The organism is Nakamurella sp. UYEF19, from assembly GCF_040546275.1.
In the GTDB taxonomy this organism is placed as follows: domain Bacteria; phylum Actinomycetota; class Actinomycetes; order Mycobacteriales; family Nakamurellaceae; genus Nakamurella.
In genome coordinates this window covers 241675-266923 of sequence record NZ_JBEPNO010000002.1, presented here as the reverse complement: position 1 = coordinate 266923, position 25249 = coordinate 241675, and the positions used below count along the sequence as shown (strand labels likewise).

Here is a 25249-nt window from a genome sequence, read left to right as displayed (position 1 = left end):
CCTAGATCACTCCCGACCGGCTGGAACGTCGTCGGCGGGTTGGTCCCCGGCGGCCCTGTCGGCCGCCTCGCCGGGCTCGGCCGGATCCTCTGCCACCACGTCCAGCACGGCGGCGTCGACGGCGGCCAGCCGGGCGCGGTAGGCCTCGCGCTCGCGTTCCTCGCGCCAGTCGTCGAGCAATTCGTTCTGCAGCTTGAACATCTTCCGTTCGTCACCCGGTTCGACGTGGTCGTAACCGAGCAGATGCAGGATGCCGTGGACGGTGAGCAGGTGCAGTTCGTCGTCGAGCGAGTGGCCGGCCTGGCCGGCCTGCTCGAGAGCCACCGCCGGGCAGAGCACCACGTCGCCCAGCAGAGCCGGGCCGGGACCGGCCTCGTCCGGACGGCGGGCGGTCTCCAACTCGTCCATCGGGAAGCTCATGACGTCGGTTGGCCCGGGCTCGTCCATCCACTTGATGTGGAGTTCGGTCATCGCGTCGACGTCCATCAGCAGGATCGACAACTCGGCGAGCGAGTTGATCCCCATCTTCGCGAGCGCGAACCGGGACACCGACACCAACGACAGCTCATCGACACCAACCCCGGACTCGTTCGCGATTTCAATGCTCACGATGCATTCCCGCTGTCCGAGAAGCAGGTCATCTGCCGCTGCCGCGGCGGGTGTTGTTGTGGCCGAGCCGGCGATCCTGGTGGTCGGGTGCCGCGTCGGCGTTGACCTCGTCCCAGCGGGCGTAGGCGTCGACGATGTCACCGACCAGCCGGTGCCGGACCACGTCCTCGGACGTCAGGAGCGAGAACGAGACGTCCTCGACGCCCGCCAGGATGTCTCTGACCACCCGCAGACCTGACGGCTGCCCGCCGGGCAGGTCGATCTGGGTGACGTCACCCGTGATCACCATCTTCGAGCCGAAACCGAGCCTCGTCAGGAACATCTTCATCTGCTCGGCCGTGGTGTTCTGGGCCTCGTCGAGAATGATGTACGCCTCGTTGAGGGTCCGGCCGCGCATGTAGGCGAGCGGCGCGACCTCGATCGTCCCGGCCGCCATCAGACGCGGGATCGACTCCGGGTCGAGCATGTCGTGCAGCGCGTCGTACAGCGGCCGCAGGTACGGGTCGATCTTGTCCGAGAGCGTGCCGGGCAGGTAGCCGAGCCGCTCGCCGGCCTCGACCGCGGGGCGCGTCAGGATGATCCGGCTGACCTGCTTGGCCTGCAGCGACTGGATCGCCTTGGCCATCGCCAGGTAGGTCTTGCCGGTGCCGGCCGGGCCGATGCCGAAGGTGATGGTGTTGTGGTCGATCGCGTCGACGTAGCGTTTCTGGTTCAGCGTCTTCGGGCGGATGACGCGACCGCGACGGGAGATGATGTTGAGTCCCAACACCTGGGACGGCGATTCGGAATCGGTGTCGGAGGACTCGGCATTGGTCAGCATCCCGATGGTGCGCCGCACTGCATCGGGCGTGATGACGGAGCCGGACTCCTGCAGCGTCAGGAGTTCTCGGATGACGCGCTCGGCGAAGGCGACGTCGGCGTCCGGTCCGCGGAGGGTGATCCGGTTGCCGCGCACGTGGATGTCGGCGGCCAGGTGCTCCTCGAGCATCCGTAGCAGCAGGTCGCGTGAACCCAGCAGACCGACCATTGCTCTCTCGTCCGCGACCACCAGGGTGAACTCGGCCTTGCCCTGCGCCGGGGCGATTCCGCGCGGCGTCTGGGACCTCCCAGCACTCGGGTCGGGGTTCGCCTGCGCGGCCATGGGGGATTCCGGCACTGGTAGCGCTGCCTGCCTTCGTTCTCTCGTCGATGGTGCGGGGGTGGAGCGGAGGATTCGACCTACTGTAGAGATTCTATCGCCGACGACGCCACTGAGATGGCGACGATCCAGCCGAAGGCCCGACCGGCACCTCCGGCAAGTACCCGGTCACGCCATGGTCATGCGTAGTCCGGTTCCGGCGAGCAGGTGCAGGTGGGCGTGGAAGACGGTCTGGCCGGCGTCGGCCCCGGTGTTGAAGATCAGCCGATAGCCAGATCCCTCGTGTCCCTCGGCGGCCGCGATCGACTTCGCGGCGCTCACCAGGGCTCCCACCAGCGCCGGATCGGCGGCTGCGACCTCGCCGACATTCGCATAGTGCGCCCGGGGGACGACGAGCACATGCACCGGCGCCTGCGGATTGATGTCGCGGAAGGCCACCACCTCATCGTCGGTGTGGACCAGGGTCGCCGGGATCTTGCCGGCGACGATCATGCAGAACAAGCATTCGGCCATGAGCTGAAAGTACCGCGTAGCGCTCACACCATCTGCAGGAGCGAGTCCCGGCAGACCGCCCAGGCGTCGTTGCCGACGTCGACCAGTTCCATGTGCCCGACCCCGGGGAGGATGACCAGCCGCGCCGGGTCGCCGGCCCGTACGGCTGCGTCGACGTAACGCTGCGACTGCGACAGCGGGACGTCCTCGTCGGAATCGCCGTGCACGCACACCACCCGAGCGCCGTCCCCGACATGCGCCAGCGGCGATGAGTGGTGGTAGCGCTGCGGGACGGAGCGGGCCGCCCCCTGCATCAGGTCGTCCGCTGCGCCGTTGCCGAGACGCTCGTTCGACGCGCCGACCAGGTCGAGCACCCCGGCCTGCGAGACCGCCCCGATGATCGGCACGTAGTTCGAGGACGGGGTGATCGAGCCCGCGGTGCCCGAACGCAGGCTGGCCCGGTGGGTGAGCCAGGTGGCCAACTGGCCGCCGGCCGAATGGCCAACGGCCGCAACACGATCCAGCCGCAGCCGACCTTCGGCGACGTACTGCCCCGCGGTCGCCAGGTGATCGACGGCCCTGGCCACATCGGCCATCGTGGTCGGCCACCCGCCACCGTCACCGACCCGGCGGTACTCCACCGCAGCCGCGGCGACACCGTACTTGGCCAGGTCGGCCGCCAGTGGTTCGGCGAGGGAGACGTCGTACCTGGACCGCCAGAAACCACCGTGCACGACGACGACCACCGGTAACTGGTCGCCCGAGGGCAGGTGCATCCGAACGAACTGGCTGGGGTGCGAGCCGTAGCGGTACTCCTGCACGACTGTCATCTACCGATCCCCCGCACCTGTCGCTCCGTCACCCAACTTGGCTTGCCATGGCCCATCGGTGGGTCAGACCCATCTGTGACTCAACACGCCGAGCGCGCCCAGCGCGACCGCCGCTGCGGTTGATGTTCGCAGGACTTCCGGCCCCAGCCGCACCACCTGGGCCCCGGCAGCCCGGAAGGTGTCGATTTCCTGCGGCGAGATGCCACCCTCCGGCCCGACGACGAGCAGCAGATTGCCGGCCGACGGCAGCACCGCGTCGGTGATCAGGACGGATCCGGCCTCGTGGAGCACGAGCGCACCTGCGGACTCGGCGATCAGCCCGGCGACGTCGGCGGTGCTCGCCATCGACGCGACGGCCGGAACGACGGCCCGACGGGACTGCTTGGCCGCTTCCCGTGCGATGGTCTGCCAGCGCTGCACCCCCTTGGCCGCCTTCTCGGCGGGGGTCCACCGAGCCACGCACCGGGACGCCGCCCAGGGGACGAGCGCGTCGACACCGGCCTCGGTGGCCAGATCCACGGCCAACTCGCTGCGTTCGCCCTTGGGCAGGGCCTGCACCAGCGTCACGATGACGGGCGGTGGCGCGACGAGGGTGACCGGCCCGACGAGCACCTGCACGCTTCCCTTGGCGACCGCGGTCACCGTGGCCACCGCCAGCCGTCCATCGCCGGACGTGAGGACCATCGCTTCACCGATCCGCATCCGCCGGACCACCGAGGCGTGCCGCCCCTCCGGCCCGTCGAGCACGAAAGGTCCGGCGGACGGCAGGGATTCGACCAGGAAGAACGGTGCGCCGGACGGGAGTTCCGGACTCACCTTCCGACGAAGGAATCGCGGATCCGGGAGAACAGCCCACCGTGGCCACGGGTGGCCAGCTCCGGCTGCTCTTCCCCGCGGAGGGTGGCGAGCTCACGGATGAGCTCGGCCTGGCGACCCTCGACCCTGGTCGGGGTGACGACTTCGAGATGCACGTGCAGGTTGCCCGAACCGGTCCCACGGAGGCGGGGCATCCCCTGGTTCCGCAGCATGATGACGGTGCCGGACTGGGTGCCGGGTTGGATGTCGAGATCCTCCAGCGACCCGAGGGTCTGCAGGGCCATCGAGGTACCGAGCGCCGCGGCCGTCATCGGCAGGTGGACCGTGCAGTGCAGATCGATGCCGTCGCGGGTGAACTTGTCGTGCTGCAGTTCCCGGACCTCGACGTACAGGTCACCGGGAGCGCCGCCGCCGGGGCCGACCTCACCCTGGCCGGACAGGCGGACGCGGATGCCGTCGCCGACGCCTGCGGGGATGTTGGCGCGGACGGTCCGTCGGGTGCGAACCCTGCCGTCGCCGTTGCACTGGCGGCACGGCTCCGGGATGACCTCGCCGAAGCCACGGCACACGGGGCACGGACGGGAGGTGATGACCTGTCCGAGCAGCGACCGCTGGACCTGCTGGATCTCACCGGCACCCTTGCAGGTGTCGCAGGTCTCGGGGTGCGTGCCTTCGGCACAGCCGGATCCGTGGCAGACCGAGCAGAGGGTGGCGGTGTCCACCGCGATGTCCTTGGCCACCCCGGTGGCGCACTCCTCGAGGGTCAGATCAACCGGGATCAATGCGTCGTCGCCCTGACGGACCCGGGACCGCGGACCACGGGAGCGTTGCCCGCCGCCGCCGAAGAAAGCGTCCATGATGTCGCCGAGGCCGACTCCGGCGCCGCCGAACGGATCGCCCGTGCCGCCGCCGGCACCTCCGCCACCGCCGGGCGAGAGCGGGTCGCCGCCGAGGTCGACCACCTGGCGCTTGGCCGGGTCGGACAGCACCTCGTAGACCGCGGTGACCTCTTTGAACTTCTGCTGGGCGGCCGGGTCAGGGTTGACGTCGGGGTGCAGTTCGCGGGCCAGCTTGCGGTAGGCGCGCTTGATCTCGTCGGCCGACGCATTGTTGGCCACGCCGAGCAGGCCGTAATAGTCCCGTGCCACCTGGTGAACTCCTGTTTCGTTTCAATCGTCTGGTGAAGTCTGGTGAAGTAGGTGCAGGTCACCTCGGGTCGGTGGCCACAATTCAGCGTCCGGCCACGATCTCGCCGACGTACCGGGCAACCGCCCGGACGGCGGCCATCGTGCCGGGGTAATCCATTCTGGTCGGGCCCACCACGGCCAGACCGCCCATCAGCATGTCGCCGCTCCCATAGCCGGCGGACACGAGCGCGGAGGTCGATAGGTTCGCATCATCGTTCTCCTGGCCGATGGACACCATCACCGCGTCCGGAGCCTGGAGGACGGCGAGCAACTTCAGCAGGGTGACCTGCTCGTCGAGCGCCTCCAGCACGCCGCGCAGGCTTCCGGGCTGGTCGGCCCAGGCGCCGGTGGCATGTGAGGTACCGGACAGCACCAACCGTCCCTCCGGGTGCTCCACCAGCGCGTCCAGCAGAACGGACACCGCCGCGCTGACGGTCTCCTGCGACTCGGGATCCGCGGTACCCGCGAGCAGGCGCAGGCCGTCGGCGGCTTCGGAGAAGCGCCGCCCGGTGATGTGCGTCGCAAGGGTCGCCCGGAGCGAGGTGACAAGTTCGTCGGTGACCGGTTGCTCGACCTCGATGACGCGCTGCTCGACCCGGCCGGTGTCGGTGATCACGACCAGCAGCAGGCGATTCGCGCCGAGCGAGACCACTTCGACGTGACGGACGATGGACCTGGTCAGGTTGGGGTACTGCACGACGGCGACCTGCCTGGTCAGCTGCGCGAGCAGCCGCACCGACCGGCGCAGGACGTCGTCGAGGTCGACACCCTCGGCGAGGAACGACTGGATGGCCTTGCGCTCCCCCACCGACAGGGGCTTGACCTGCGACAACCGGTCGACGAAGAGGCGGTAGCCCTTGTCGGTGGGAATACGGCCCGCCGAGGTGTGGGGCTGGGCGATGTAGCCCTCGTCCTCCAGCACCGCCATGTCGCTGCGGATGGTGGCCGGTGAGACCCGGAGGTGATGACGGTCGACCAGTGCCCTCGAGCCGACGGGCTCGTGGGTGGCGACGTAGTCGGCGACGATGGCGCGCAGCACCTCGAAGCGCCTGTCCTCGGCTGACACATCTCACCTCCCGACCTTGTTCTGAAACCGACGCAGCTGCGCGATCACGGCACGGGCCGTTCGGACGGCGCAGACTCACGCCCCAGGACCGTTGTCGACCCCACGGCGATTGGCACTCTCCGGGCCCGTCTGCCAAGTGTAAGCGCCGTGGGAGGGAACCCGTGGGGCCCGGACCGATACCCTGAGGGTCGCCAGCAGCCACCGGAGGACCACGCAATGATCTTCAAGGATGTCCGCGACGGTCGTCCGTACCCGGATCACGGCTTCTCCATGCGCGACTGGGCGAAGATCCCGCCCCGGCAGATCCGCCTCGACGAGTTGGTCACCACCAAGCGCGAGCTCCGTCTCGACACCCTGCTCGACGAGGATTCGACGTTCTACGGCGACCTCTTCCCGCACGCCGTGTTCTGGGCCGGCGAGGTGTTCCTCGAGGACGGCCTGCACCGTGCCCTCCGCGCCGCACTGCAGCAGCGCACCGTCATCCACGTGCGCATCCTCAATCTGGAGGACCTTCGGGGGACCTCGATCGGTGCTTCCCCGGATCCGGCGCGGTAGCCGGTTCAGTCCAGCAGGCGGATGGCGATGCCGTCGGCCAGCAGGCGCCCCCGCCGGGTGAGTACCGCGTGGCCCCTGGCCAGCACCTCGGGGTCGAGCAGACCCTCGGCGGCGCAGAGCCCGGCCTCTATCCGTCCCGACTCCCCCAGGGTGGCCAGCGGCAGACCCTCGAGCAGCCGCAGGCGCAGGAGTACGTCCTCCGTCCGGCGGGCGTCGTCGTCCAGCACCTCGCGGGCGTACCCGGGGGAACGGCCCTGCGCCAGCGCCGTGGCGTAGGCGTGCGGGTGCTTGACGTTCCACCAGCGGACGCCACCGACGTGCGAATGAGCACCCGGCCCGACGCCCCACCAGTCGCCGCCGCGCCAGTAGGCCAGGTTGTGCCGGCACCTCGACGCCTCGTCCGCAGCCCAGTTCGAGACCTCGTACCAGTGCAGCCCGGCCCCGGTCAGCAGCCGGTCCGCGATCAGGTAGCGGTCGGCCAGCACATCCTCGGCCGGCATGGGCAGTCGTCCGGTCCGCACGGCCCTTGCCATCGCGGTGCCGGGCTCGACGATCAGCGAGTAGGCGGACACGTGGTCGACACCGGCTCCGATCGCGGCGTGCAGCGAATCCGCGAACTGGGTGTCGGTCTCCCCCGGCGTCCCGTAGATGAGGTCCAGGTTGACGTGCGCGAATCCCGCCTCCCTCGCCCAACGGACCACCTCCAGCGGCCGACCGGGCGTGTGGGTCCGCTCGAGCACCCGCAGCACCCCGGGATCGGTGGACTGCATGCCGAGCGACAGCCTCGTGTAGCCGGCAGAACGAAGACCGTCGAGCAACGCCCGGTCGGTGGACTCCGGATTCGCCTCGGTGGTGACCTCGGCACCCGGCGCCAGACCCAGCGCCCCGTCGATCCGGGCCAGCAGGCCACCGAGACGCTCGGCACCCATCAGCGACGGCGTTCCTCCCCCGACGAACACCGTCGACACCGCTCGATCGTCGCCGTCACGCCGCAGTACCTCTGCGGCCAAATCGATCTCGGCCTCGGCTGCGGCGAACCAGGAGTCCGGTGACGCCGACGTCCCGAGCTCGCCCGCGGTATAGGTGTTGAAATCGCAGTACCCGCAACGGGTCGCGCAGAACGGGACGTGGAGGTAGATCGACAGCGATCGATCCGCCGAGCCGACGTAGGCCTGGTCGGGCAGCGAGCCGTCGACGGGGACGGGATCTCCGTCAGGGAGGGTGGACGGCAAGGTCTCAGCGCCAGATCGAGTAGGCCAGGGCCACGACGAGCATGGCCACCAGTGCGATGCTCATCCACCGCCGGCTGACCGAGGGCAGCGGCCTGCTCATCCGGCCGACCCCCGCGCGTGTTCCCGAATCTCCGGAGCCAGGGTTTCGGGTACCGGGACTCCGTCACGGACGATGGCGTCGTGACGCGCAATGGCGTCGGCAGCGGCCAGCCGCATCTCCCGGCGGGTGTGCGGCCAGAGCAACTTCTCGACCACCCTGTCGACCAGGCCGGCCAACGCCCACACCGCCGGCAACAGAACGAGCAGCAGGACCGGCACCTGGATCCAGTAGGAGACGCCGGACAACCACGACTCGACGGCGTCGATACCGTTCAGGACGTTCTGCCAACTCACAGATCCAACCCTGCCACATCCTCGACGCCCGCTGCCGCGTCGTTGCAGGGCTTGGAGCCCTGCCAGTGCCCTACGGCACACTGAGGAATGCCCACCTCCGGTCCGACCTTCGTCCGCAGACCGACTCGTTCGACCTCCCGGACACCGCGCGGGAGAGCCCGCCTCCGGGGATGGCACGGCCTGACGGCGGGCTTCTTCCTTCTCTGCTCCTGCACCAGCACCGTTCCGGACGACGCGATCACACCGACGGCCGATCCCTCCCGGACCGTCCGGCCGTCGGCGTCGGCGTCGGCGTCGGCGTCGGCCACGGTGTCGGTGTCGGCGTCGGCGTCGGCGTCGGCGAGTTCGGCCATGTCCAGCACGTCACCGTCCGGCACCGCCACCTCCAGCGCACCCACCTCGAGCGCACCCACCTCGAGCACCGGCCCGGCCCGGGTCGCCGGAGTGCGGGAGATCGCGGGCGGGCTGACCACTCCGTGGGGCCTCGCCTTTCTACCGGACGGGTCGGCCCTGGTCACCGAGCGGGACACCGCCGAGGTCAAGCTGGTCACTGCGGCCGGCCGGGTCAGTGTCGTCGGGAGGATCGACGGGGTGGTACCGGCCGGCGAGGGCGGACTCCTGGGCATCGTCGTCCCGCCGGACGTGGCCACCAGCAGGCAGGTGCTGGTCTACTACACGGCCGCCGACGACAACCGGATCGCCGCGGTCACCTGGAACGGCGCAAGCCTGTCCGGACAGCGAGTCGTGCTGACCGGTATCGGCAAGGCGAACGATCACAACGGCGGGCGGATGGCCTTCGGATCCGACGGGCTGCTCTACGTCGGGACCGGCGACGCCGGACGGTCGGACGCAGCCCAGGACGTCAGGTCGCTGAACGGCAAGATCCTCCGGATCCGGGCCGATGGCACACCGGCGCCCGGTAACCCGTTCCCGCAGGCCCCGGCCGTCTACAGCCTCGGACACCGCAACGTCCAGGGACTGGCCTTCGACGAACGTGGCGCGCTCTGGGCCGCCGAATTCGGGCAGAACACCTACGACGAGCTCAACCTGGTCCAAGCCGGCGACAACGACGGGTGGCCGGCCGTCGAGGGCCTCTCGGACGGGGCCGGATTCGTGAACCCGCAACGGGTCTGGGCGACGGACGACGCCTCACCGAGCGGGATCGCGGTGGCCGGGGGCTCGGTGTGGATGGCTGCCCTCAAGGGCGAGCGGCTCTGGCAGATCCCACTGACGGCCGACGGAACCGCCGATCCCATCCCGTTGCTGGCCGGCACCTACGGCCGCCTGCGGACGGTCGAGGCGGCGCCGGACGGCAGCCTGTGGCTGATCACGTCCAACACGGACGGCCGCGGCGACCCGGCGGACGGCGACGACCGGATCCTGCGGATCACCCTCGTCTGAGGGGAGGCGCCGGAGTTGGCCGGTCAGGCGGTGATGCGGGAGACGACCTCGAACTCCAGGAGGGACGCTCCGGAGGCAACCGGAGGATGGGCCGGTCCGGCGTGTGCGGCCGGCGCCCGGTTGGTCACCCACGACTGATAGGCCTCCTCGGACTCCCAGCGCGTGTAGACGAAGTACCTCGCTTCCCCAGCTGTCGGCCGCAACAGGCAGAACTCCTCGAAGCCGGGCGAACCCTCGACGGCGCCGAGCCGGGCGGCGAACCGCTTCTCCAGCTCCGGACCGACTTCGGCGGGTACTTCGATGGCGTTGATCTTCACGACTGACATGACCCCAGCGTAGGGAACTACGCCGCGCGGCCGCGCGGGCCGAGGAGCGAGGCGACGAGCACCCGATCGATGGTGGTGAAGAACCGCACCACCGCGGGAGCCATCCACAGGACCAGGGCGCCGACGACGGCCAGCAGGACCATCCGCGGCCAGGTCTCCACGAAGTAGCCCGGCCACCACTCGAACCCGCGGTGCCTGCTCCCGTCCGCCGCGGTGACGACGGGCAGGTGGCGCTGCCACAGTCCGTAGCTCAGCCCGCCGAGGCCGGCCGCATAGAAACCGACCGCGAAGCCGAAGGAGATCGGGGCCAGCAGGATCTTCAGGCAGTGATACCCGACGGCCCGCCAGCAACCGGGGTCGGTCAGCACGCCGGTGAGCAGGCCGACGGGGCCGGGCCGGCGGCGGCGCATCGGGTCGGGCCCCGGGACCGGTGCGCCCAACAGCACCCCGGCCAACACCCGCTGCAGATGCCCACCGGCCCGGGCGACGAGCAGGCCGAGCGCCAACAAGGGGAGCCCGACGTAGACGACGGACAGTCCGACGCCGACCGAAAGCAGGGTGACCGACAGTACGAAGAAGGCGATGCTCGGCGCGAGATCGACGACGGCGTACAGCAATTCGGCCCAGGCCCGGGCAGAGAACACTCCGCCGCCGCGGCGCACGGTGACATCAGGGCCTCGGCCACTGCCGATGGATGAGGTGGACGATGCCGGCCCGTCCGCCCATGGATCGTCGAGACCGTAGAGCGGTAGGAGGGGCTGGCTGTCGAGGGTCGGTGAATTCATGTCCTGATCGTCGACCGGTCAGGGCATCACCGACAGGGGTCCGGGCACCGGAGGACAGGGGGCCCAGGCCCCCTTTTTCGGGTCGGCGTTCCTGGCCCGCGTAGCTTTTCGCGGAAGCCCTGCCGGTAGGTTCGAGCTCACCACCAGCAGCCCGGATCCATCCGGGTCGAAACGATTCGGGAGAGGTACATGAGCACGCCACGGACCACCCTGATGGACGTGGCGGTGGCCGCTGGTGTCTCTCGGACGACGGCGTCCTTCGTGATGACCGGTCGGACGGACATGCGGATCGCCGAGCAGACCCGTTCACGCGTGCTGCAGGTGGCCAGGGAGCTGAGCTACCGGCCGAACCTGCTCTCGCGAAGCCTGCGCACCAATCTGACCCAGACCGTCGGTCTCATCTCCGACGCGATCGCCACCCAGGGATTCGCCGGTGAATCGATCCGGGGTGCGCTGGCCGCGGCCCTCGATCACCAGCACGTGTTGATCCTTGGCGAGACGGAGGGCGACGCGGAGGTGGAGAAGCAACTGGTCAACTCCCTGCTGGACCGCGGGGTCGGCGGCTTCGTCTACGCGTCGATGTACACCAGGCAGGTGTCCGTGTCCAAGGTGCTGCGCTCCCACCCCCTGGTGCTGATGAACTGCCTGGCCCGCGCCAAGGGCGTCCCGAGTGTGATTCCGGACGAGAGGGAAGCCGGTCGTACCGCGGCACGCCATCTTCTCGAGGCCGGCCACACCGACGGTATCTACCTGGTCGGCGAGACTCCGCCGGACGTCATCGCCGCGCACGAACGACGGATCGGCATCGAGGCCGCGCTGGCTGCGGCCGGCGTCGAGCCGGCCGGGACGGTCGACACGCTGTGGTGGCCCCGTGCATCGAGAAACGCTGTGGCCAAACTGATCTCGTCAGGCGCCGAGCCGAAAGCACTGATCTGCCTGAACGATCGGGTGGCTCTGGGCGCCTACCAGGCGCTGAGCCAGGCGGGACTCATCGTCCCCGAGGACGTCTCGGTGCTCTCGTTCGACGATTCCGACCTTGCCGACTGGCTGGATCCCGGGCTCACCTCGATAGCCCTGCCCCACCTCGAGCTGGGCCGCCGGGCGGTCGATCTGCTGCTGTCGCCGGAGACGACCCCACAGGTGCACCGCATCCCGATGACGCTGATGGAACGAGGTTCGGTCGCGGCGCCCGGGCGGCGGAAATCCACCCGCCGGACGCGGCACACGATCCGCTGACAGGCTGTCGGCCGCCAGTTTCCGCTATTTCTTGCCGGTCGGCGCGTCGGTGGACAGCGCAGCGATGAAGGCCTCCTGGGGGACCTCGACGCGGCCCACCATCTTCATCCGCTTCTTGCCTTCTTTCTGCTTCTCCAGCAGTTTCCGCTTCCGGGTGATATCACCGCCGTAGCATTTGGCGAGCACGTCCTTTCGCATGGCGCGAATGGTCTCCCGGGCGATGACCCGCGATCCGACTGCCGCTTGGATGGGCACCTCGAATTGCTGCCGGGGAATCAGCTCACGGAGCTTGGCCGTCATGGTGACGCCGTAGGCATAGGCCGAATCCCGATGCAGGATGGCCGAGAAGGCGTCCACCGGTTCACTTTGCAGCAGGATGTCGACCTTGACCAGGTCGGAGGGCGCCATGCCGATCTCCTCATAGTCGAGCGAGGCATAGCCGCGTGTGCGGGACTTGAGCGCGTCGAAGAAATCGAAGATGATCTCGCCCAGCGGCATGGTGTAGCGCAATTCGACACGGGACTCCGACAGGTAGTCCATTCCACCCAGCACACCCCGCCGAGACTGGCACAGCTCCATGATGGAGCCGATGTATTCACTCGGCGTGATGATGCTGCACTTGACGATGGGTTCGACCGTCTCCTTGATCTTTCCCTCCGGCCAATCGCTGGGATTGGTCACCACCACCTCGGAGTTGTCCTCCATGGTGACCTGGTAGACGACGTTCGGCGCCGTGGAGATCAGGTCAAGATTGAATTCCCGCTCGAGGCGGTCACGGGTGATCTCCAGGTGCAGCAGGCCGAGATAGCCGCAGCGGTAACCGAATCCGAGCGCGGCGGACGACTCCGGTTCGTAGGTCAACGCGGCGTCGTTGAGGCGGAGCTTGTCGAGGGCGTCGCGCAGCAGCGGGTAGTCCGAGCCGTCCAACGGGTACAGGCCCGAGTAGACCATCGGGCGCGGATCGCGGTATCCACCGAGCGCCTCGGTCGCGCCCTTGACGGCCGAGGTGACGGTATCGCCGACCTTGGACAGCCGCACGTCCTTCACGCCGGTGATCAGGTATCCGACCTCTCCGACGCCCAGACCACGGGTCGGAATGGGTTCCGGAGAGATGATGCCGACCTCGAGCAGTTCGTGGGTGGCCTTCGTTGACATCATCTGGATGCGCTCGCGCGGGCTGATCTTCCCATCGATCACCCGGATGTAGGTGATCACGCCGCGGTAGATGTCGTAGACGGAGTCGAAGATCATCGCTCTGGCCGGACCGTCGGCGTTGCCCGTCGGGGCGGGGATCTGTGCGACCACCCGGTCGAGCAGCTCCTTGACGCCGGCCCCCGTCTTGCCCGAGACCCGCAGCACGTCCTCGGGGGAACCACCCAGGATGTGGGCGATCTCTTCGGCGTACCGCTCCGGCTGGGCGGCCGGCAGGTCGATCTTGTTCAGCACCGGGATGACGGTGAGGTCGTTCTCCAGGGCGAGGTAGAGGTTTGCCAGCGTCTGTGCCTCGATACCCTGCGCGGCATCGACCAGCAGAACGGCGCCCTCGCAGGCGGCCAGCGAGCGGGAGACCTCGTAGGTGAAGTCGACGTGACCGGGGGTGTCGATGAGGTGGAGCACGTGCTCCTTCGGACGCCCGTCCTCGTCGGTGATCGTCCACGGCAGCCGGATGCTCTGGCTCTTGATGGTGATCCCGCGCTCGCGCTCGATGTCCATCCGGTCCAGGTACTGCGCCCGCATCTGGCGACCGTCGACCACACCCGTCAGCTGCAGCATCCGATCGGCCAACGTCGATTTGCCGTGATCGATGTGCGCGATGATGCTGAAGTTCCGGATCAACTCCGGTGGCGTGAACGTGGTGCGGTGTGCATGCGAAGCCTGGGTCACGAGGGTCTTTCTTCTTCGGGGCCGGGAACCGGGCGGGCCGACCGGCGGGGCGGCCGAGGCGGTCGGACTCCCCATCTTCCCACGGCGGGCTGGTACCCCCGATCCCTACGGATGCCGCGGTCTGCAGCGGTCTGGACTACACGGTCTGCCGGTTGCCGCGGATCTGGTACATCCGGCGGTCGGCCGCGTCCAGCAGGGTGTCCGGCGTGCAGTCGACCGCCGAGGCCGAGGTCGCCACCCCGACCGTGACCTTCAGCACCGGTCCGGGTTCGACGTCGGTGGCTGACGGATCGGACAGGGCGTCGAGCAGATCCGACTCGTCCGGTGGACGACCGGCACCGAAGACGACGAATTCGTCCCCGCCCCAGCGGCAGAGCAGGTCGGACTCCCCTACCTTCGCCGCCAGTGCCCGCGCGACCTGCCGGAGCGCCCGGTCCCCCTTGTCGTGCCCGAACGCGTCGTTGATCGCCTTGAAGTGATCGATGTCGACGAAGGCGCACCAGAGCGGGGCCCCGTTCTCCTCGGCGTCCCCCCACACCCGACGGGCCCCCAGATGAAGACCCGAGCGGTTGAGCAGCCCTGTCAGCTGGTCGTGGTCGGCGGTGCTGCGCAGTCGCTCGATCAGGCCCTGCTGGACCCGGCGCTCGTGCCGCTGGGCGAGGAAGAAGCCGGTCGCGATCGCCGCGGCCAACGGGATCACCGGAACGAGGTGGAGGTACAGATCCATCGGGACGTGCCAGACGATCCCGAGGACGAACCAGGCTGTGATGCCGATGAGCTCGAACGCAGCGAAGAAGACGGGGCGGCGCAGGGTGGCGGCCCCGCCGACCAGCGCCAGTCCGATGTAGGCCGTCAGCGATCCCCAGGTACCAGGTGACGGCAAGGCATGGGCGAGCACACCGAGCGCCGAGGCCAGCAGGGCGCCGGCGGCGGTCAACTCGAGCGTGACCGGCGAGCGCAGGAGACCGAGCAACACGACGGCCAGCACGACCAGGCTGAGACCGCCGATGGCGAAGCCGAGGTCGGTCACCAGGGGCCCCCACCGGCCTGGCTCCCGCAGCGCCAGGTTGATGCCGAGATTGGACGCCGCGGACAGACCGAGCGAGATGCAGGTCAGCGTTCGCTCGGGCCCCGGTCGGCGGGCGGCGTCTGTGCGGGACATCGGCGGGGGGTCTGTCCCTTCGGTGAATCGGTCATGGGTCGTACTCGAGGACGATGACCGCGTCCCCGTCACGTTCTGTGAAGAAGCTGTCACACTAACCGCATGATCATCAGTGTGGAAGGACTATCCGAGGGACTGCGTCGACGAACTGCGTGACGTCCGTCGAATGGCGGCAGGACGACCGGGTTGCTCGGAGCGGTCGGCCGTCGTTCGATGCCCGCGAGTAGTTTCGAAGTCCGGTCACGGACGACGCGCCGCGCACCGCGCAACAAGGGTGCCGGGGGCACCCCGACCGCCGATTGCTGGACGAAGGAGTTCGATGAAGACGGATTTTGCGATCATCAACGCACACGTGGTGCCGATCACCGGTGACCCATTCGACGGGACGGTGGTGATCTCGCAGGGCGTGATCACCGCGCTCGGGACCGACATCCCCGTGCCGGACGGCGCCGAGGTCGTCGATGCGGTGGGCAAGTGGCTGCTGCCCGGTTTCATCGACGCGCACACCCACCTCGGGGTGCACGAGGAGGGCGAGGGCTGGGCGGGCAACGACACCAACGAACTGACCGATCCGGTCTCCGCCGGCGTGCGCGCCCTGGACGCCATCAACCCGTCCGAGATGGGTTTCGACGATGCCCTGTCCGGCGGGATCACCGCGGTCAACGTCAACCCGGGCTCCGGGAACCCGATCGGCGGCCTGACGGTGGCCATCCACACCCACGGCCGCACGGTGGACGAGATGGTGCTCCGCTCCCCCTCCGGCCTCAAGTCCGCGCTCGGCGAGAATCCCAAGCGAGTGTGGGGTGACCGCAAGCAGACGCCGGCCACCCGGCTCGGCACCGCCGCGGTGATCCGGGGAGCGTTCGTCGATGCCGGCAACTATCTCGACAAGCTGGCGCATGCGGAGCCGGACAAGGCGGCACCGGCCAGGGATCTCAGGCTCGAGGCGATGGGATCGGTCTTGCGGCGAGAGATCCCGTGGCGCCAGCACTCCCATCGCGCGGACGACATCGCGACCGCCATCCGGATCGCCGACGAGTTCGGCTACGAGCTGGTGATCGATCACGGCACCGAGGCGCACCTGGTGTCGGATGTGCTGGCCGCCAAGGGTATTCCGGTGCTGATCGGTCCGTTGTTCACCAGCCGCTCGAAGGTGGAGCTGCGGAACCGGTCGATGGCCAACCCAGGCCGGCTGGCCGCCGCCGGGGTGGAGATCTCGATCATCACCGATCACCCGGTGGTCCCGATCAACTTCCTGGTGCTGCAGGCCATCCTCGCGGTGAAGGAGGGCCTCGATCCGGTGGTCGCACTGCGGGCCATCTCGATCCATCCGGCGAAGGTGATGGGGATCGCGGACCGGGTCGGGTCGCTCGAGGTCGGCAAGGACGCCGACCTGGTGCTGTGGTCCGGTGATCCGCTTGACGTCATGCAGCGGGCCCTTTCCGTGTACATCGGTGGTCGCGAGGTGTACTCCTTCGACACCGGGACCGGTGTCGGGACGGTGCTCCGGTGAGTCCGGCGAAACGCCCGCCCGCTCTTGAGCGGGTGGCGCGGATGAGCCTGACACTGCCCGGCAGCACCGTGAAGCCGTCCCACGGCTCGGCCGCATACCAGGTGCGCAGCAAGAGCTTTGCGATGGCGATGAGCGATCACCACGGCAACGGACGGGTCGAGCTGTGGGTCAAGGGTGCCCCGGACACCCAGCAGGAGTGGGTCGCCGGCAACGGCGACCGCTACTACGTTCCCCCGTACGTCGGGCCCAGCGGTTGGATCGGGGTCTGGCTCGACCGTGACGTCGAGTGGCCGGCCGTCGCGGAACTGCTGGTGGAGGGCTACCTGGTGCAGGCGGGCCGCCGGGCGGTCGCAGCACTGGATCCGACGGTGCTGGTCGCCGATGTCCTGTCGGGCGGGTGATGGCCAGGTTCACCCGCGCCGAACTCGAGGCATTCAACGGGTCGGTGGTCCCGGACCTGCTGGGCGAGCGGGTTCGACTGTTGTTCGTCGGGATCAACCCTGGCCTGTGGACTGCGGCGGTCGGCGCCCACTTCGCCCGACGCGGAAACCGGTTCTACCCGGCGCTGCACCGCGCGGGCCTGGTCGATCGGGAGATCGACGCGTCCGACGGCTACCACCCGGAGGACCTGGACCACCTGGAGTCCCGCGGGATCGGCATCACGAATCTGGTGGCCAGGGCCAGCGCCCGAGCCGACGAGCTGAAGGTGGAGGAGCTGACCGCGGGGGCGGACCGACTCGTCGCGCTCATCGAGCGGGTCCGGCCCCGGGTGGTTGCCGTGCTGGGCATCACCGCCTACCGAGCGGCCTTTCGCCGGCCGAAGGCCGTCACCGGCCGACAGGACGAACGGCCGGGTGACGCCGAGCTGTGGGTGGTGCCGAACCCGAGCGGGCTGAACGCGCACGACACCATCCACACCCTCGCCGCGGCCTACCGGGCGGTGGGCATCGCGGCGGGCCTGGTCGCCGAGGACTGATCGGCGTCCCCGGAATCGGCCAAGGGCCGCGCGGCCACCGGACGGGAGCCGGCCGGACGCAAGCCGACATAGGCAGCCACCGCACCGGCGGCGACCAGCGCCGCGGCGACCAGGATCCCGGCACGGTAGCCGCTGAGGAAAGCGTCGACCGGGGCCGATCCGCCGGTCAGCAGAGAAGACTGACGGGCTGCGAGGATCGCTCCGATCACGGTGATCCCGAGTAGACCGGCGACCTCACGCGAGGCGTTGAAGATCCCGGAGGCGACACCCGCCTCCTCCCGTGGCATGGCATCGAGCACGCTGGCCGTGAGCGGAACCGTCAGGCCGCCGCCGATGCCGATGACGGCGAAGCTCGGCATCAGATCCAGGAAGCTCGCGCCGGCCGACAGGAGGCTGACCGAGGCGATCCCCAGGGCCATCAGCACCATCGCGAAGGCCACCACGCGGTGCGCGCCGAGACGACGGGACACCTGCTCGGAGATGACTGCACCGACCGCCATCAGCAGTGCCATCGGCAGGAACGCCAGACCGGCCTTGGTCGGCGAGAAGCCGAGCACGTTCTGCAGGTAGAGCGAGGTGAAGAAGTAGATGCCGAACAGGCCGAAGGCCCACATCATCAGCGCGATCAGGCCGCCCGAGAAGACCCGCTCGCGGAACAGCGCGACCTCGACCATCGGCTGGCGGCTGCGGCGTTCCACCGCGACGAATGCGAGGCCCAACGCCACCGCCACGGCGAAGCAGGCCAGGATCAACGGCGAGGTCCAGCCCCGCCGGTCGCCCTCGATCAGACCGAAGGTCAGGGCGAAGAGGGCCACTGCTGAGGTTGCGATGCCCGGCACGTCGAGCCGACGCGGTCCGGAGTCCAGCTTCGACTCACCGATCACCCGCCATCCGAGCGCGAAGGTGAAGATGCCGACCGGGATGTTGATGAAGAAGATCCACTCCCAGCTGGCGTGTTGGGACAGGAGCCCCCCGAGCAACGGTCCGACCGCCAGCGCGAGTGCGCCGACGCCGCTCCAGATGCCGACGGCGGCCGCTCTCCGACGCGCGTTCGTGTAGGTCGCGGAGATGATCGCCAACGTGGTCGGCGTGACCAGGGCGGCTCCGAGACCCTGCAGGGCCCGACCGGCGATCAGTGTGGTGGCATCCCCGGCCAGGCCCGCCGCGAGCGACGAGATCGTGAAGATGCCGAGACCGATCAGGAACAACCTCTTGCGGCCGAACACATCTGCCAGGCGACCGCCCGCCAGGAGCAAGCTGGCGAAAACCAGGATGTACGAGCTGACCACCCACTCCAGACCGGAGATCGTCAGGTGCAGGTCCTGCTGGATGGCCGGCATCGCGACGTTGACGATGTTGTTGTCGAGGTAGGTCATGAAGGTCGCAAGGGCGACCGCCAACAAGGTCAGCCTGGGGCGGGTGACCGTGGTGCTGACGGGCGCTGCAGTCGCAGGCGCCCGGTTGATGGACTGTGTCATCGGAACCTCTCCGTCGTCGTTGCTATACGTCGTACATGTATGTCGTATAGGGAACGCTCTACGTTGTACAGTTGTCAATATGGTTTCGGAAACTCGTTCTCGTCGCGCCCCGTCCCGATCCGGCGGCACCCGGGCGGAACGGGCGGGCACCACCGGGGAACTGACACGCGAGGCCGTCATCGAGGTGGCGCTGTCGCTCGCCGACGTCGAGGGCCTGGCCAACGTGACCATCCGGCGGTTGGCGCAGCACTTCCGCGTCACCCCCATGGCGCTCTACTGGCACGTCAAGAACAAGGACGAGTTGCTCGATGCCATGGGCGATCAGGTCTTCGCCGGGCTCCAGGTCCCTGGGACGGACGACGAGCCGTGGGACGCGACCTACCGCACGCTGCTGGACGTACTTCTGCAGTGCCTCCGCGCCCACCCCGGCGCCGTCGAACTCGCCGGACTTCGGGTGCTGCACAACGAGAAGGGCCTGGATCTGACCGAGCGTGCCCTGTCGTTGTTGCGTGGGGCCGGGCTGTCCGTCCAGGCCAGCGCCGACGTGGCCCGGACGTCACTGCAGACGATGATGATGTTGGTCTCGGTCCAGCCCGGAGTGGAACGTGGTGCGCCGCAATCGGAATGGGACGCGCTGATGGCGGAGAAGTCGGCCACCCTGGCTGCCCTGCCGACCGAGCGCTACCCGAACCTCGTCGAGTGCGCGGTGGCCCTGATCGATTGCGAGGACGAGAACGTCTACTACGACTCGGGTGTCGACCTATTCCTCGACGGGGTGAGGGCGCAGGTCGCTGCTTTGTAGCGGTGGTCCGGGTGACGGTCAGGCGCGGCCGGCGCGCCAGGCCCAGCGGATCAGCGGTGCCTGCAGCGGCAGCCGCACCCAGGCGATCACCCGGTCGCGGGTCGGGCGTCGTCCGGACCGCAGTGCCATCGAGACGTTGGCCGGAAAGACGGCGGTCAACAGGCCCGCCGAGAAGATCCCACCGACGCGCCGGGTGCGCGGGTGTGCCATCAGTGCCGCACCCACGAGTTCACCGACTCCGCTGAGGTAGACGAGATCCTTCTTCCTCGGCAACATCTTCGGCACGATCGAGACGAACGGTCCCGGCCGGACGAAGTGCAGCACACCGGAACCGCCGAGCAGCACGATCAGGAACGCCGTTGACGGCGTGGGCCGGGAGGACATCCCCCCATGGTCCTCTGCCCGTGTGGCTAGCCTGGCGAGGGTGATCAGTTCGAGCAGCCGACCTTTCTCAGACATGCGCGCTGGACCAACGACCCTCGTGACGACGCTGATCGCAATCGCGCTGCTGGCCGGATGTAGTGGGTCCGGGCCGGTCGGGAGTCCCGGTCCGGCTTCGTCAGCGGTCCACGTCTCCGTGAGCCCCATGCCTTCAGCGAGCCCCCGGACGCCGGCTGACCCCACGCCGACTCCTCCCCCCGAGTCCGTCGCGTCCTCGGGTTTGACGACCCCCTCGACCCCGACGGCGACACCCATCCCGGCATCGACCTCGAGCCAGGCGGCGCCGGGGGCGTCGACGGCGCCAAGTGATCCGCCCGCCGGCCGGGCCGCCGTCACCGGGCTCCCGTCGGTCGGCGTCACCGGTGTCAACGTTGCCGATTGCCGTTCGACACAGCGGCCGGTCGTACTCCTGCACGGCACCTTCTCGACGGTCGCGTCCAACTTCTCGGCGCTCGTGCCCGCCTTGCTCGCCGGTGGTCGCTGCGTCTACGGCCTGGACTACGGAAACGGTGGAATTGCTGCGGTCACCGCGTCCGGCACCCAGTTCGCGGACCTGGTCGGCAAGGTGCGGAAACTGACCGGCGCAGATCAGGTCGACGTCATCGGCTATTCCCAGGGCGGTCTGGTGCTGCGCACGGCCCTGCGTCTGAACGGCCTCGCGGATCAGGTATCGACCGCCGTGCTGCTCGCCCCGTCCTGGAACGGCACCACCGCTCCGCTGGCCGGCGCCCTTCCGGCAAACCTCTGCCGGGCGTGCGCAGATCAGGTGGCCGGCTCGCCGCTGCTCCGCCGGCTCGCCGTCGGCGGTGACCTGGACGGACGGGTGCGGTACGCGGAGCTGTCCACCAGGGGTGACACCGTGGTGACCCCGATCGGGTCGCAGGTGCCGTCGGGTCCGGCCGACCGGGTTCGAGCGCTGGTCGTGCAGGACCAGTGCCCGACCACGAGAATCGACCACGTCCAACTGCCGGCGGCCCGCGGTGTGATCAGCTGGGTGGTGTCGGCGCTGAACACGGACGGGCGGCCACCACCGGCCGCCATGACCTGCTGACCTCGACGATTGGTTCTCGGGACGTCCCGGCTGCTAATCTAGATCTTCGTGTGCGCTCCGCCGGGGTCACATGCAGTGTTCATGAAGTGCAGGACGCACACATTCCTAGAGACGAAACGAAGGCAATCAGGCGTGGCCAACATCAAGTCCCAGATCAAGCGCATTCGCACCAACGAGCAGGCTCGCCTGCGCAACAAGTCGGTCAAGTCGTCGCTGAAGACCGCGATCCGTCGCGTCAAGGCCGCCGCCGCAACCGGTGACAAGGCCGCCGCGCAGACCGAACTCCTCGTTGCCACCCGCAGCCTCGACAAGGCCGTGTCCAAGGGTGTCATCCACGCGAACCAGGCCGCCAACCGCAAGTCGGCTTTGGCGCAGCAGGTCAACGCGCTCTAGTTCTTCCCGGGTCGCAATAGGTGCCCAGCGCACCCGCAGCAGTTCGCACCAAGAGACGGTGTCCCTCGTGGGCACCGTCTATCTTTGCGTCCCCGGGTCGCCGTCGTCAACGCAAACGGCGGGCCCGGGACAGATCGATGACGGCCTTCTCCAGCGCGTAGTCCGCGTCGGCGGCAAGGCCTTTCACGGCGCCGTTCAGGTCGGCGACCACCTCCATCGCCCGCGCCAGGCCGGCTTCGGTCCAGTATCGCGCCGCCGTCCTCGCGCGGTCGATCTTCCAGGGCGGCATGCCCAGCTCGCCGGCCAACGCGAATCCGTTGCCCGGCCGCGCGCCCGAAACCCTGGCGACCGTGCGGATCCCATCCGCAAGCGCGTCGGCGACGAGTACGTGCGCAACGCCGACTCCCATCGCCCACCGCAGTGCCTCGAGCGCGGCCGGCACATCTCCCGCGACGGCCATGTCCGAGACTGCGAAGCCGGTGACCTCGGCACGGCCACGGTGATACCGCCGCACCGCCGACTCGTCGACCAGACCACCGGTGTCAGCGACCAGCTGGCTGGCCGCGGCAGCGAGCTCTCGCAGGTCGGAGCCCACGGCGTCGACGATCGCGGCGACCGCATCCGGCGTGGTGGTGCCGCCGGCGGACCTGATCTCGTGACGGACGAAGTCGATCCGCTCCGCAGGTTTCGTCAGTTTGGCGCACGTCATCAGGGCCGCACCGGCCTTCCGCAGGGCGTCAGCCAGAGGCTTGTTGCGAGCGCCGCCGTTGTGCTGGACGACGAGGACGACACCCTCCACCGGATCGCCGGAGTAGTCGACGAGCGCGGCGGCGATCTCCTTCGACGACTCGTGGGCCTGCCGGATCACCACCACGCGCGGCTCGGCGAACAGACTGGGCGCCACCAGATCCTCGAACTCCACTGGGGAGATCGCCGTCGCAAGGGCCTCCCGTCGCTCCACGTCCGGGTCGGCGCGGCGGGCCACCTTCACCGCCGTGCTGACGGCGCGATCCACCAGCAGCTGCTCGTCGCCCAGGACGAGCACGAGTGGTGAGGACAGCGCATCGACGGTCGGAGAGGGCACCACTGCATCCTCTCAGGCCCCACCGACAACACCTCTGAATCACGCGACGATCACTAGGGTTCCTGGTGTGCCCGCGCTGCGTGCGGCATGCGTCCGTGTACTCCGATGTCGTCCGATCTGCTGGAGGGTCTCCCCTTGCGCTCGTTCCGTCTGCTCACCGCCCTGCTGGTGTCCCTCGTCCTGGCGACCTCGTGCGCGAGTTCCACCCCGGCTCCGGCGGCCGCGGGAACGGCCACGTGCTCGTATCCCGAGAAAGGGACCGCAGCCAAGGCGGCGACACCTCCGGCGGGCGTCGAACCGAATACCGGAACCGCGACGGTCACCATCGGCCTCGGGTCGGGATCGGTGACGATCGCCATGGACAAATCGAAAACACCCTGCACCATCGGCAGTTTCGTGCACCTGGCGTCGTCGGGCTACTTCGACGGCACCACCTGCCACCGCCTGACGACCTCGGCCTCGCTCAAGGTGCTGCAGTGCGGCGACCCGTCGGGAACGGGCGGCGGCGGTCCCGGCTACAGCTTCGCCGACGAGACCAACGCCTCGATGACCTACCCGACGGGCACCGTGGCCATGGCCAACTCGGGAGCAAATACCAACGGATCCCAGTTCTTCCTCGTCTATGGCGACTCCCAGCTGAACCCGGACTACACCGTCTTCGGGACCATCACGGGTGGCCTCGACGTGCTGACCAAGATCGCCGCTGCCGGTGTCTCGGACGGCAGCGACGACGGCACTCCCGCATCCCCGGTCACCATCAGCAAGGTCACCGTTTCCTAGAGCGATTTGGAGTCGGCGCTGCGGGCCGCCCGGACCTCGCTCGGTGCGCCGCCCGCGAGTCGTGCGCTAGTCTGGCCGGACAACTGAATCTCCACTCATCCAGAGGGGCAGAGGGATACGGCCCGATGAAGCCCCGGCAACCACTGATGATGATCTCCTTCTCGTTGTAGAGGCCCAGCCTCCGACATCGAGGCCGGTCGTCAGCAGGTGCCCCGTCCGTCCCGCTCCGGCGGGAAAGATGAGACGAAAGGCCTCGTCGTGACTGCTGTCATCAGCTCTGCCTCCACCACCCCATCCTCCGTCGGATCGTCCCCGCAACCCGTCGACCTCGGTCCGGCCGTTGCGCTGTCCTGTCGCGAGTGCGGAAACCGGATCGCCCTCGGGCCCTACTACGCGTGCACCGAGTGTTTCGGCCCGCTGGAGGTCGCCTACGAGTTCAGCCTGTCCGGCGAGGCTCTTCGCGCACAGATCGAAGCCGGGCCGCAGAACATCTGGCGGTACGCGCCGCTGCTGCCCGTCCCGGCCGGCATCGCCGACACACCGAACATCAACCCCGGCGGGACGAAGTTGGTCCGCGCGGACAACCTGGCCCGCGAGCTGGGAATGAAAACCCTGTGGGTGAAGGACGATTCGGGTAATCCGACGCACTCCTTCAAGGACCGTGTCGTCGCCGTCGCGCTGGCCGCCGCCCGCGAACTCGGGTTCAAGGTGCTGGCCTGTCCGTCCACCGGGAACCTGGCCAACGCCGTCGCGGCCGCAGCTGCCCGGGCCGGTATCCGCTCCGTGGTGTTCGTCCCGTCCAACCTGGAACAGCAGAAGATCCTGACGACGGCCGCCTACGGTGGCACGCTGATCGCCGTCGAGGGCAACTACGACGACATCAACCGCCTCGCGGGCGAGATCGCCGGCGAGCAGGAGGACTGGGCGTTCGTCAACGTCAACGTCCGTCCCTACTACGCAGAGGGCTCGAAGACACTCGGCTACGAGGTCGCCGAGCAGCTCGGCTGGCGTCTGCCGCAGCAGGTCGTCATCCCGATCGCCTCGGGCGCGCAGCTGGTCAAGATCGACAAGGGGTTCCAGGAGCTGATCTCCCTCGGCCTCGTCGACGAATCCGCCTACAAGGTCTTCGGCGCGCAGGCCACCGGTTGCAACCCGGTGTCGACTGCGTTCAAGGAGGGCCGCGACTTCATCCAGCCGGTCCGTCCGGACACCATCGCGAAGTCTCTGGCCATCGGCAACCCGGCGGACGGCCCGTACGTGCTCGACGTCGTCAACCGCACCAGCGGCGGCATCGAGGACGTCAGCGACGAAGAAGTGATCGAAGGCATCAAGCTCCTGGCCCGGACAGAAGGCATCTTCGCCGAAACCGCCGGTGGTGTCACGGTTGCCGTCCTGCGCAAGCTGCTCGCCTCCGGTCAGCTCGATCCGGAGGCCGAGACGGTCATCTTCAACACCGGTGACGGACTGAAGACCCTCGACGCCATCGCCCATGTCGTCGGACCGACCGCCACCATCCCGGCCACGCTGGCCGCCTTCGAGCAGACCGGTCTTGCCTGATCGACAGGACTTCCCTGATCGACCGCACGGCAACACGGCCCGGTACCCACCTCGGTGGGAGC

Annotated in this window: 28 protein-coding genes and 1 riboswitch; of the genes, 11 read left to right on the top strand and 17 right to left on the bottom strand. The window is 68.8% G+C overall.

The annotated features are described in order from the left end of the window. Positions 1-6: 6 nt before the first annotated feature. The 7 genes from ybeY to hrcA form a co-directional block, all read right to left on the bottom strand. Positions 7-609: an rRNA maturation RNase YbeY gene (gene ybeY / locus ABIB25_RS04410; RefSeq protein ID WP_354527203.1), complete on the bottom strand. Its 603-nt coding sequence runs from the start codon at positions 607-609 to the stop codon at positions 7-9. Between the two features lie 28 nt (positions 610-637). Next, positions 638-1750 carry a PhoH family protein gene (locus tag ABIB25_RS04405; protein WP_354527202.1) on the bottom strand — a complete coding sequence of 371 codons (1113 nt, stop codon included), beginning with the start codon at positions 1748-1750 and terminating at the stop codon, positions 638-640. A 165-nt stretch (positions 1751-1915) separates the two neighbouring features. Continuing rightward, complete coding sequence (locus tag ABIB25_RS04400; protein ID WP_354527201.1) at positions 1916-2260, bottom strand: histidine triad nucleotide-binding protein; 345 nt, start codon at positions 2258-2260, stop codon at positions 1916-1918. A gap of 23 nt (positions 2261-2283) precedes the next feature. Then, entirely contained in the window at positions 2284-3069 is a 786-nt protein-coding gene (locus ABIB25_RS04395) for an alpha/beta hydrolase family protein (protein ID WP_354527200.1), read from the bottom strand. Between the two features lie 63 nt (positions 3070-3132). Next, a complete protein-coding gene (locus ABIB25_RS04390; protein ID WP_502919745.1) occupies positions 3133-3885 on the bottom strand; it encodes a 16S rRNA (uracil(1498)-N(3))-methyltransferase in 753 nt (250 codons plus the stop codon). Next, the gene (gene dnaJ / locus ABIB25_RS04385; protein WP_354527199.1) at positions 3882-5033 is read right to left on the bottom strand and encodes a molecular chaperone DnaJ; all 1152 of its coding nucleotides are present in this window, start codon (positions 5031-5033) and stop codon (positions 3882-3884) included. The genes ABIB25_RS04390 and dnaJ overlap by 4 nt, the downstream gene beginning before the upstream one ends. Before the next feature lie 82 nt (positions 5034-5115). Continuing rightward, the gene (hrcA, locus tag ABIB25_RS04380; RefSeq protein ID WP_354527198.1) at positions 5116-6138 is read right to left on the bottom strand and encodes a heat-inducible transcriptional repressor HrcA; all 1023 of its coding nucleotides are present in this window, start codon (positions 6136-6138) and stop codon (positions 5116-5118) included. Between the two features lie 216 nt (positions 6139-6354). Here hrcA and ABIB25_RS04375 point away from each other — a divergent pair, with 216 nt between their 5' ends. Beyond that, complete coding sequence (locus tag ABIB25_RS04375; RefSeq protein ID WP_354527197.1) at positions 6355-6693, top strand: type II toxin-antitoxin system VapB family antitoxin; 339 nt, start codon at positions 6355-6357, stop codon at positions 6691-6693. Between the two features lie 5 nt (positions 6694-6698). On the opposite strand, the gene hemW is transcribed toward ABIB25_RS04375, so the two are convergent. The 3 genes from hemW to ABIB25_RS04360 form a co-directional block, all read right to left on the bottom strand. Further along, on the bottom strand, positions 6699-7925 hold the full coding sequence (gene hemW, locus ABIB25_RS04370) for a radical SAM family heme chaperone HemW (protein WP_354527196.1): 1227 nt from the start codon (positions 7923-7925) through the stop codon (positions 6699-6701). 96 nt (positions 7926-8021) lie between these two features. Beyond that, positions 8022-8318, bottom strand: coding sequence for a hypothetical protein (locus tag ABIB25_RS04365; protein WP_354527195.1), 297 nt, complete (start codon positions 8316-8318; stop codon positions 8022-8024). After that, on the bottom strand, positions 8315-8695 hold the full coding sequence (locus tag ABIB25_RS04360) for a hypothetical protein (protein ID WP_354527194.1): 381 nt from the start codon (positions 8693-8695) through the stop codon (positions 8315-8317). Before ABIB25_RS04360 ends, ABIB25_RS04365 begins: the two co-directional genes overlap by 4 nt. Between ABIB25_RS04360 and ABIB25_RS04355 the strand changes: the two genes are divergently transcribed. Beyond that, on the top strand, positions 8670-9719 hold the full coding sequence (locus tag ABIB25_RS04355; protein WP_354527193.1) for a PQQ-dependent sugar dehydrogenase: 1050 nt from the start codon (positions 8670-8672) through the stop codon (positions 9717-9719). The two genes, ABIB25_RS04360 and ABIB25_RS04355, sit on opposite strands and share 26 nt — an antisense overlap. A 23-nt stretch (positions 9720-9742) precedes the next feature. Here the strand turns inward: ABIB25_RS04355 and ABIB25_RS04350 are convergent, their stop codons facing one another. Continuing rightward, positions 9743-10045 (bottom strand): antibiotic biosynthesis monooxygenase family protein, encoded by a 303-nt coding sequence (locus ABIB25_RS04350; protein ID WP_354527192.1) that lies wholly within the window; start codon positions 10043-10045, stop codon positions 9743-9745. Positions 10046-10062: 17 nt separating this feature from the next. Beyond that, positions 10063-10830: a sensor domain-containing protein gene (locus ABIB25_RS04345; protein ID WP_354527191.1), complete on the bottom strand. Its 768-nt coding sequence runs from the start codon at positions 10828-10830 to the stop codon at positions 10063-10065. 189 nt (positions 10831-11019) lie between these two features. Between ABIB25_RS04345 and ABIB25_RS04340 the strand changes: the two genes are divergently transcribed. Further along, the gene (locus ABIB25_RS04340; protein WP_354527190.1) at positions 11020-12066 is read left to right on the top strand and encodes a LacI family DNA-binding transcriptional regulator; all 1047 of its coding nucleotides are present in this window, start codon (positions 11020-11022) and stop codon (positions 12064-12066) included. Between the two features lie 24 nt (positions 12067-12090). On the opposite strand, the gene lepA is transcribed toward ABIB25_RS04340, so the two are convergent. Both lepA and ABIB25_RS04330 read right to left on the bottom strand, forming a co-directional pair. Then, positions 12091-14025: a translation elongation factor 4 gene (lepA, locus tag ABIB25_RS04335; RefSeq protein WP_502919744.1), complete on the bottom strand. Its 1935-nt coding sequence runs from the start codon at positions 14023-14025 to the stop codon at positions 12091-12093. Positions 14026-14086: 61 nt separating this feature from the next. Beyond that, positions 14087-15112, bottom strand: a complete 1026-nt coding sequence (locus ABIB25_RS04330; protein WP_354527188.1) for a GGDEF domain-containing protein — start codon at positions 15110-15112, stop codon at positions 14087-14089. Positions 15113-15431: 319 nt separating this feature from the next. Between ABIB25_RS04330 and ABIB25_RS04325 the strand changes: the two genes are divergently transcribed. The 3 genes from ABIB25_RS04325 to ABIB25_RS04315 are packed head-to-tail and all read left to right on the top strand — an operon-like array spanning position 15432 to position 17601. After that, a complete protein-coding gene (locus ABIB25_RS04325) occupies positions 15432-16625 on the top strand; it encodes an amidohydrolase (protein WP_354527187.1) in 1194 nt (397 codons plus the stop codon). A 41-nt stretch (positions 16626-16666) separates the two neighbouring features. Further along, positions 16667-17026, top strand: coding sequence for an MmcQ/YjbR family DNA-binding protein (locus tag ABIB25_RS04320; RefSeq protein WP_354527186.1), 360 nt, complete (start codon positions 16667-16669; stop codon positions 17024-17026). Further along, entirely contained in the window at positions 17026-17601 is a 576-nt protein-coding gene (locus ABIB25_RS04315) for a mismatch-specific DNA-glycosylase (protein WP_354527185.1), read from the top strand. Before ABIB25_RS04320 ends, ABIB25_RS04315 begins: the two co-directional genes overlap by 1 nt. On the opposite strand, the gene ABIB25_RS04310 is transcribed toward ABIB25_RS04315, so the two are convergent. Further along, complete coding sequence (locus ABIB25_RS04310) at positions 17556-19079, bottom strand: MFS transporter (RefSeq protein ID WP_354527184.1); 1524 nt, start codon at positions 19077-19079, stop codon at positions 17556-17558. The two genes, ABIB25_RS04315 and ABIB25_RS04310, sit on opposite strands and share 46 nt — an antisense overlap. Before the next feature lie 79 nt (positions 19080-19158). On the opposite strand from ABIB25_RS04310, the gene ABIB25_RS04305 reads away from it, so the two are divergent. Continuing rightward, positions 19159-19881, top strand: coding sequence for a TetR family transcriptional regulator (locus tag ABIB25_RS04305; RefSeq protein ID WP_354527183.1), 723 nt, complete (start codon positions 19159-19161; stop codon positions 19879-19881). A gap of 18 nt (positions 19882-19899) precedes the next feature. On the opposite strand, the gene ABIB25_RS04300 is transcribed toward ABIB25_RS04305, so the two are convergent. Then, a complete protein-coding gene (locus ABIB25_RS04300) occupies positions 19900-20265 on the bottom strand; it encodes a DoxX family protein (protein ID WP_354527182.1) in 366 nt (121 codons plus the stop codon). A 277-nt stretch (positions 20266-20542) separates the two neighbouring features. Between ABIB25_RS04300 and ABIB25_RS04295 the strand changes: the two genes are divergently transcribed. Continuing rightward, the gene (locus tag ABIB25_RS04295) at positions 20543-21373 is read left to right on the top strand and encodes an esterase/lipase family protein (RefSeq protein WP_354527181.1); all 831 of its coding nucleotides are present in this window, start codon (positions 20543-20545) and stop codon (positions 21371-21373) included. 132 nt (positions 21374-21505) lie between these two features. Continuing rightward, positions 21506-21766, top strand: coding sequence for a 30S ribosomal protein S20 (gene rpsT, locus ABIB25_RS04290; protein WP_354527180.1), 261 nt, complete (start codon positions 21506-21508; stop codon positions 21764-21766). Between the two features lie 106 nt (positions 21767-21872). On the opposite strand, the gene holA is transcribed toward rpsT, so the two are convergent. Next, positions 21873-22850, bottom strand: coding sequence for a DNA polymerase III subunit delta (holA, locus tag ABIB25_RS04285; protein WP_354527179.1), 978 nt, complete (start codon positions 22848-22850; stop codon positions 21873-21875). A gap of 105 nt (positions 22851-22955) precedes the next feature. Between holA and ABIB25_RS04280 the strand changes: the two genes are divergently transcribed. Together ABIB25_RS04280 and thrC are read left to right on the top strand one after the other, a co-directional pair. Continuing rightward, positions 22956-23630, top strand: a complete 675-nt coding sequence (locus tag ABIB25_RS04280; RefSeq protein ID WP_354527178.1) for a peptidylprolyl isomerase — start codon at positions 22956-22958, stop codon at positions 23628-23630. Positions 23631-23722: 92 nt separating this feature from the next. Beyond that, positions 23723-23875, top strand: a riboswitch (SAM riboswitch). 25 nt (positions 23876-23900) lie between these two features. Then, positions 23901-25187: a threonine synthase gene (gene thrC, locus ABIB25_RS04275; protein WP_354527548.1), complete on the top strand. Its 1287-nt coding sequence runs from the start codon at positions 23901-23903 to the stop codon at positions 25185-25187. Positions 25188-25249 lie beyond the last annotated feature (62 nt).

Coding starts and splice junctions, on each gene's coding strand:
- ABIB25_RS04280 (WP_354527178.1), top strand. CDS start 22,956: ATGTCGTCCGATCTGCTGGAGGGTCTCCCCTTGCGCTCGTTCCGTCTG.
- ABIB25_RS04395 (WP_354527200.1), bottom strand. CDS start 3,069: ATGACAGTCGTGCAGGAGTACCGCTACGGCTCGCACCCCAGCCAGTTC.
- ABIB25_RS04300 (WP_354527182.1), bottom strand. CDS start 20,265: ATGTCCTCCCGGCCCACGCCGTCAACGGCGTTCCTGATCGTGCTGCTC.
- ABIB25_RS04345 (WP_354527191.1), bottom strand. CDS start 10,830: ATGAATTCACCGACCCTCGACAGCCAGCCCCTCCTACCGCTCTACGGT.
- ABIB25_RS04315 (WP_354527185.1), top strand. CDS start 17,026: ATGGCCAGGTTCACCCGCGCCGAACTCGAGGCATTCAACGGGTCGGTG.
- ABIB25_RS04305 (WP_354527183.1), top strand. CDS start 19,159: ATGGTTTCGGAAACTCGTTCTCGTCGCGCCCCGTCCCGATCCGGCGGC.
- ABIB25_RS04340 (WP_354527190.1), top strand. CDS start 11,020: ATGAGCACGCCACGGACCACCCTGATGGACGTGGCGGTGGCCGCTGGT.
- ABIB25_RS04375 (WP_354527197.1), top strand. CDS start 6,355: ATGATCTTCAAGGATGTCCGCGACGGTCGTCCGTACCCGGATCACGGC.
- ABIB25_RS04330 (WP_354527188.1), bottom strand. CDS start 15,112: ATGTCCCGCACAGACGCCGCCCGCCGACCGGGGCCCGAGCGAACGCTG.
- ABIB25_RS04310 (WP_354527184.1), bottom strand. CDS start 19,079: ATGACACAGTCCATCAACCGGGCGCCTGCGACTGCAGCGCCCGTCAGC.
- ABIB25_RS04400 (WP_354527201.1), bottom strand. CDS start 2,260: ATGGCCGAATGCTTGTTCTGCATGATCGTCGCCGGCAAGATCCCGGCG.
- ABIB25_RS04405 (WP_354527202.1), bottom strand. CDS start 1,750: ATGGCCGCGCAGGCGAACCCCGACCCGAGTGCTGGGAGGTCCCAGACG.
- ABIB25_RS04355 (WP_354527193.1), top strand. CDS start 8,670: ATGTCCAGCACGTCACCGTCCGGCACCGCCACCTCCAGCGCACCCACC.
- lepA (WP_502919744.1), bottom strand. CDS start 14,025: ATGGGGAGTCCGACCGCCTCGGCCGCCCCGCCGGTCGGCCCGCCCGGT.
- ABIB25_RS04350 (WP_354527192.1), bottom strand. CDS start 10,045: ATGTCAGTCGTGAAGATCAACGCCATCGAAGTACCCGCCGAAGTCGGT.
- ABIB25_RS04320 (WP_354527186.1), top strand. CDS start 16,667: ATGAGCCTGACACTGCCCGGCAGCACCGTGAAGCCGTCCCACGGCTCG.
- ABIB25_RS04325 (WP_354527187.1), top strand. CDS start 15,432: ATGAAGACGGATTTTGCGATCATCAACGCACACGTGGTGCCGATCACC.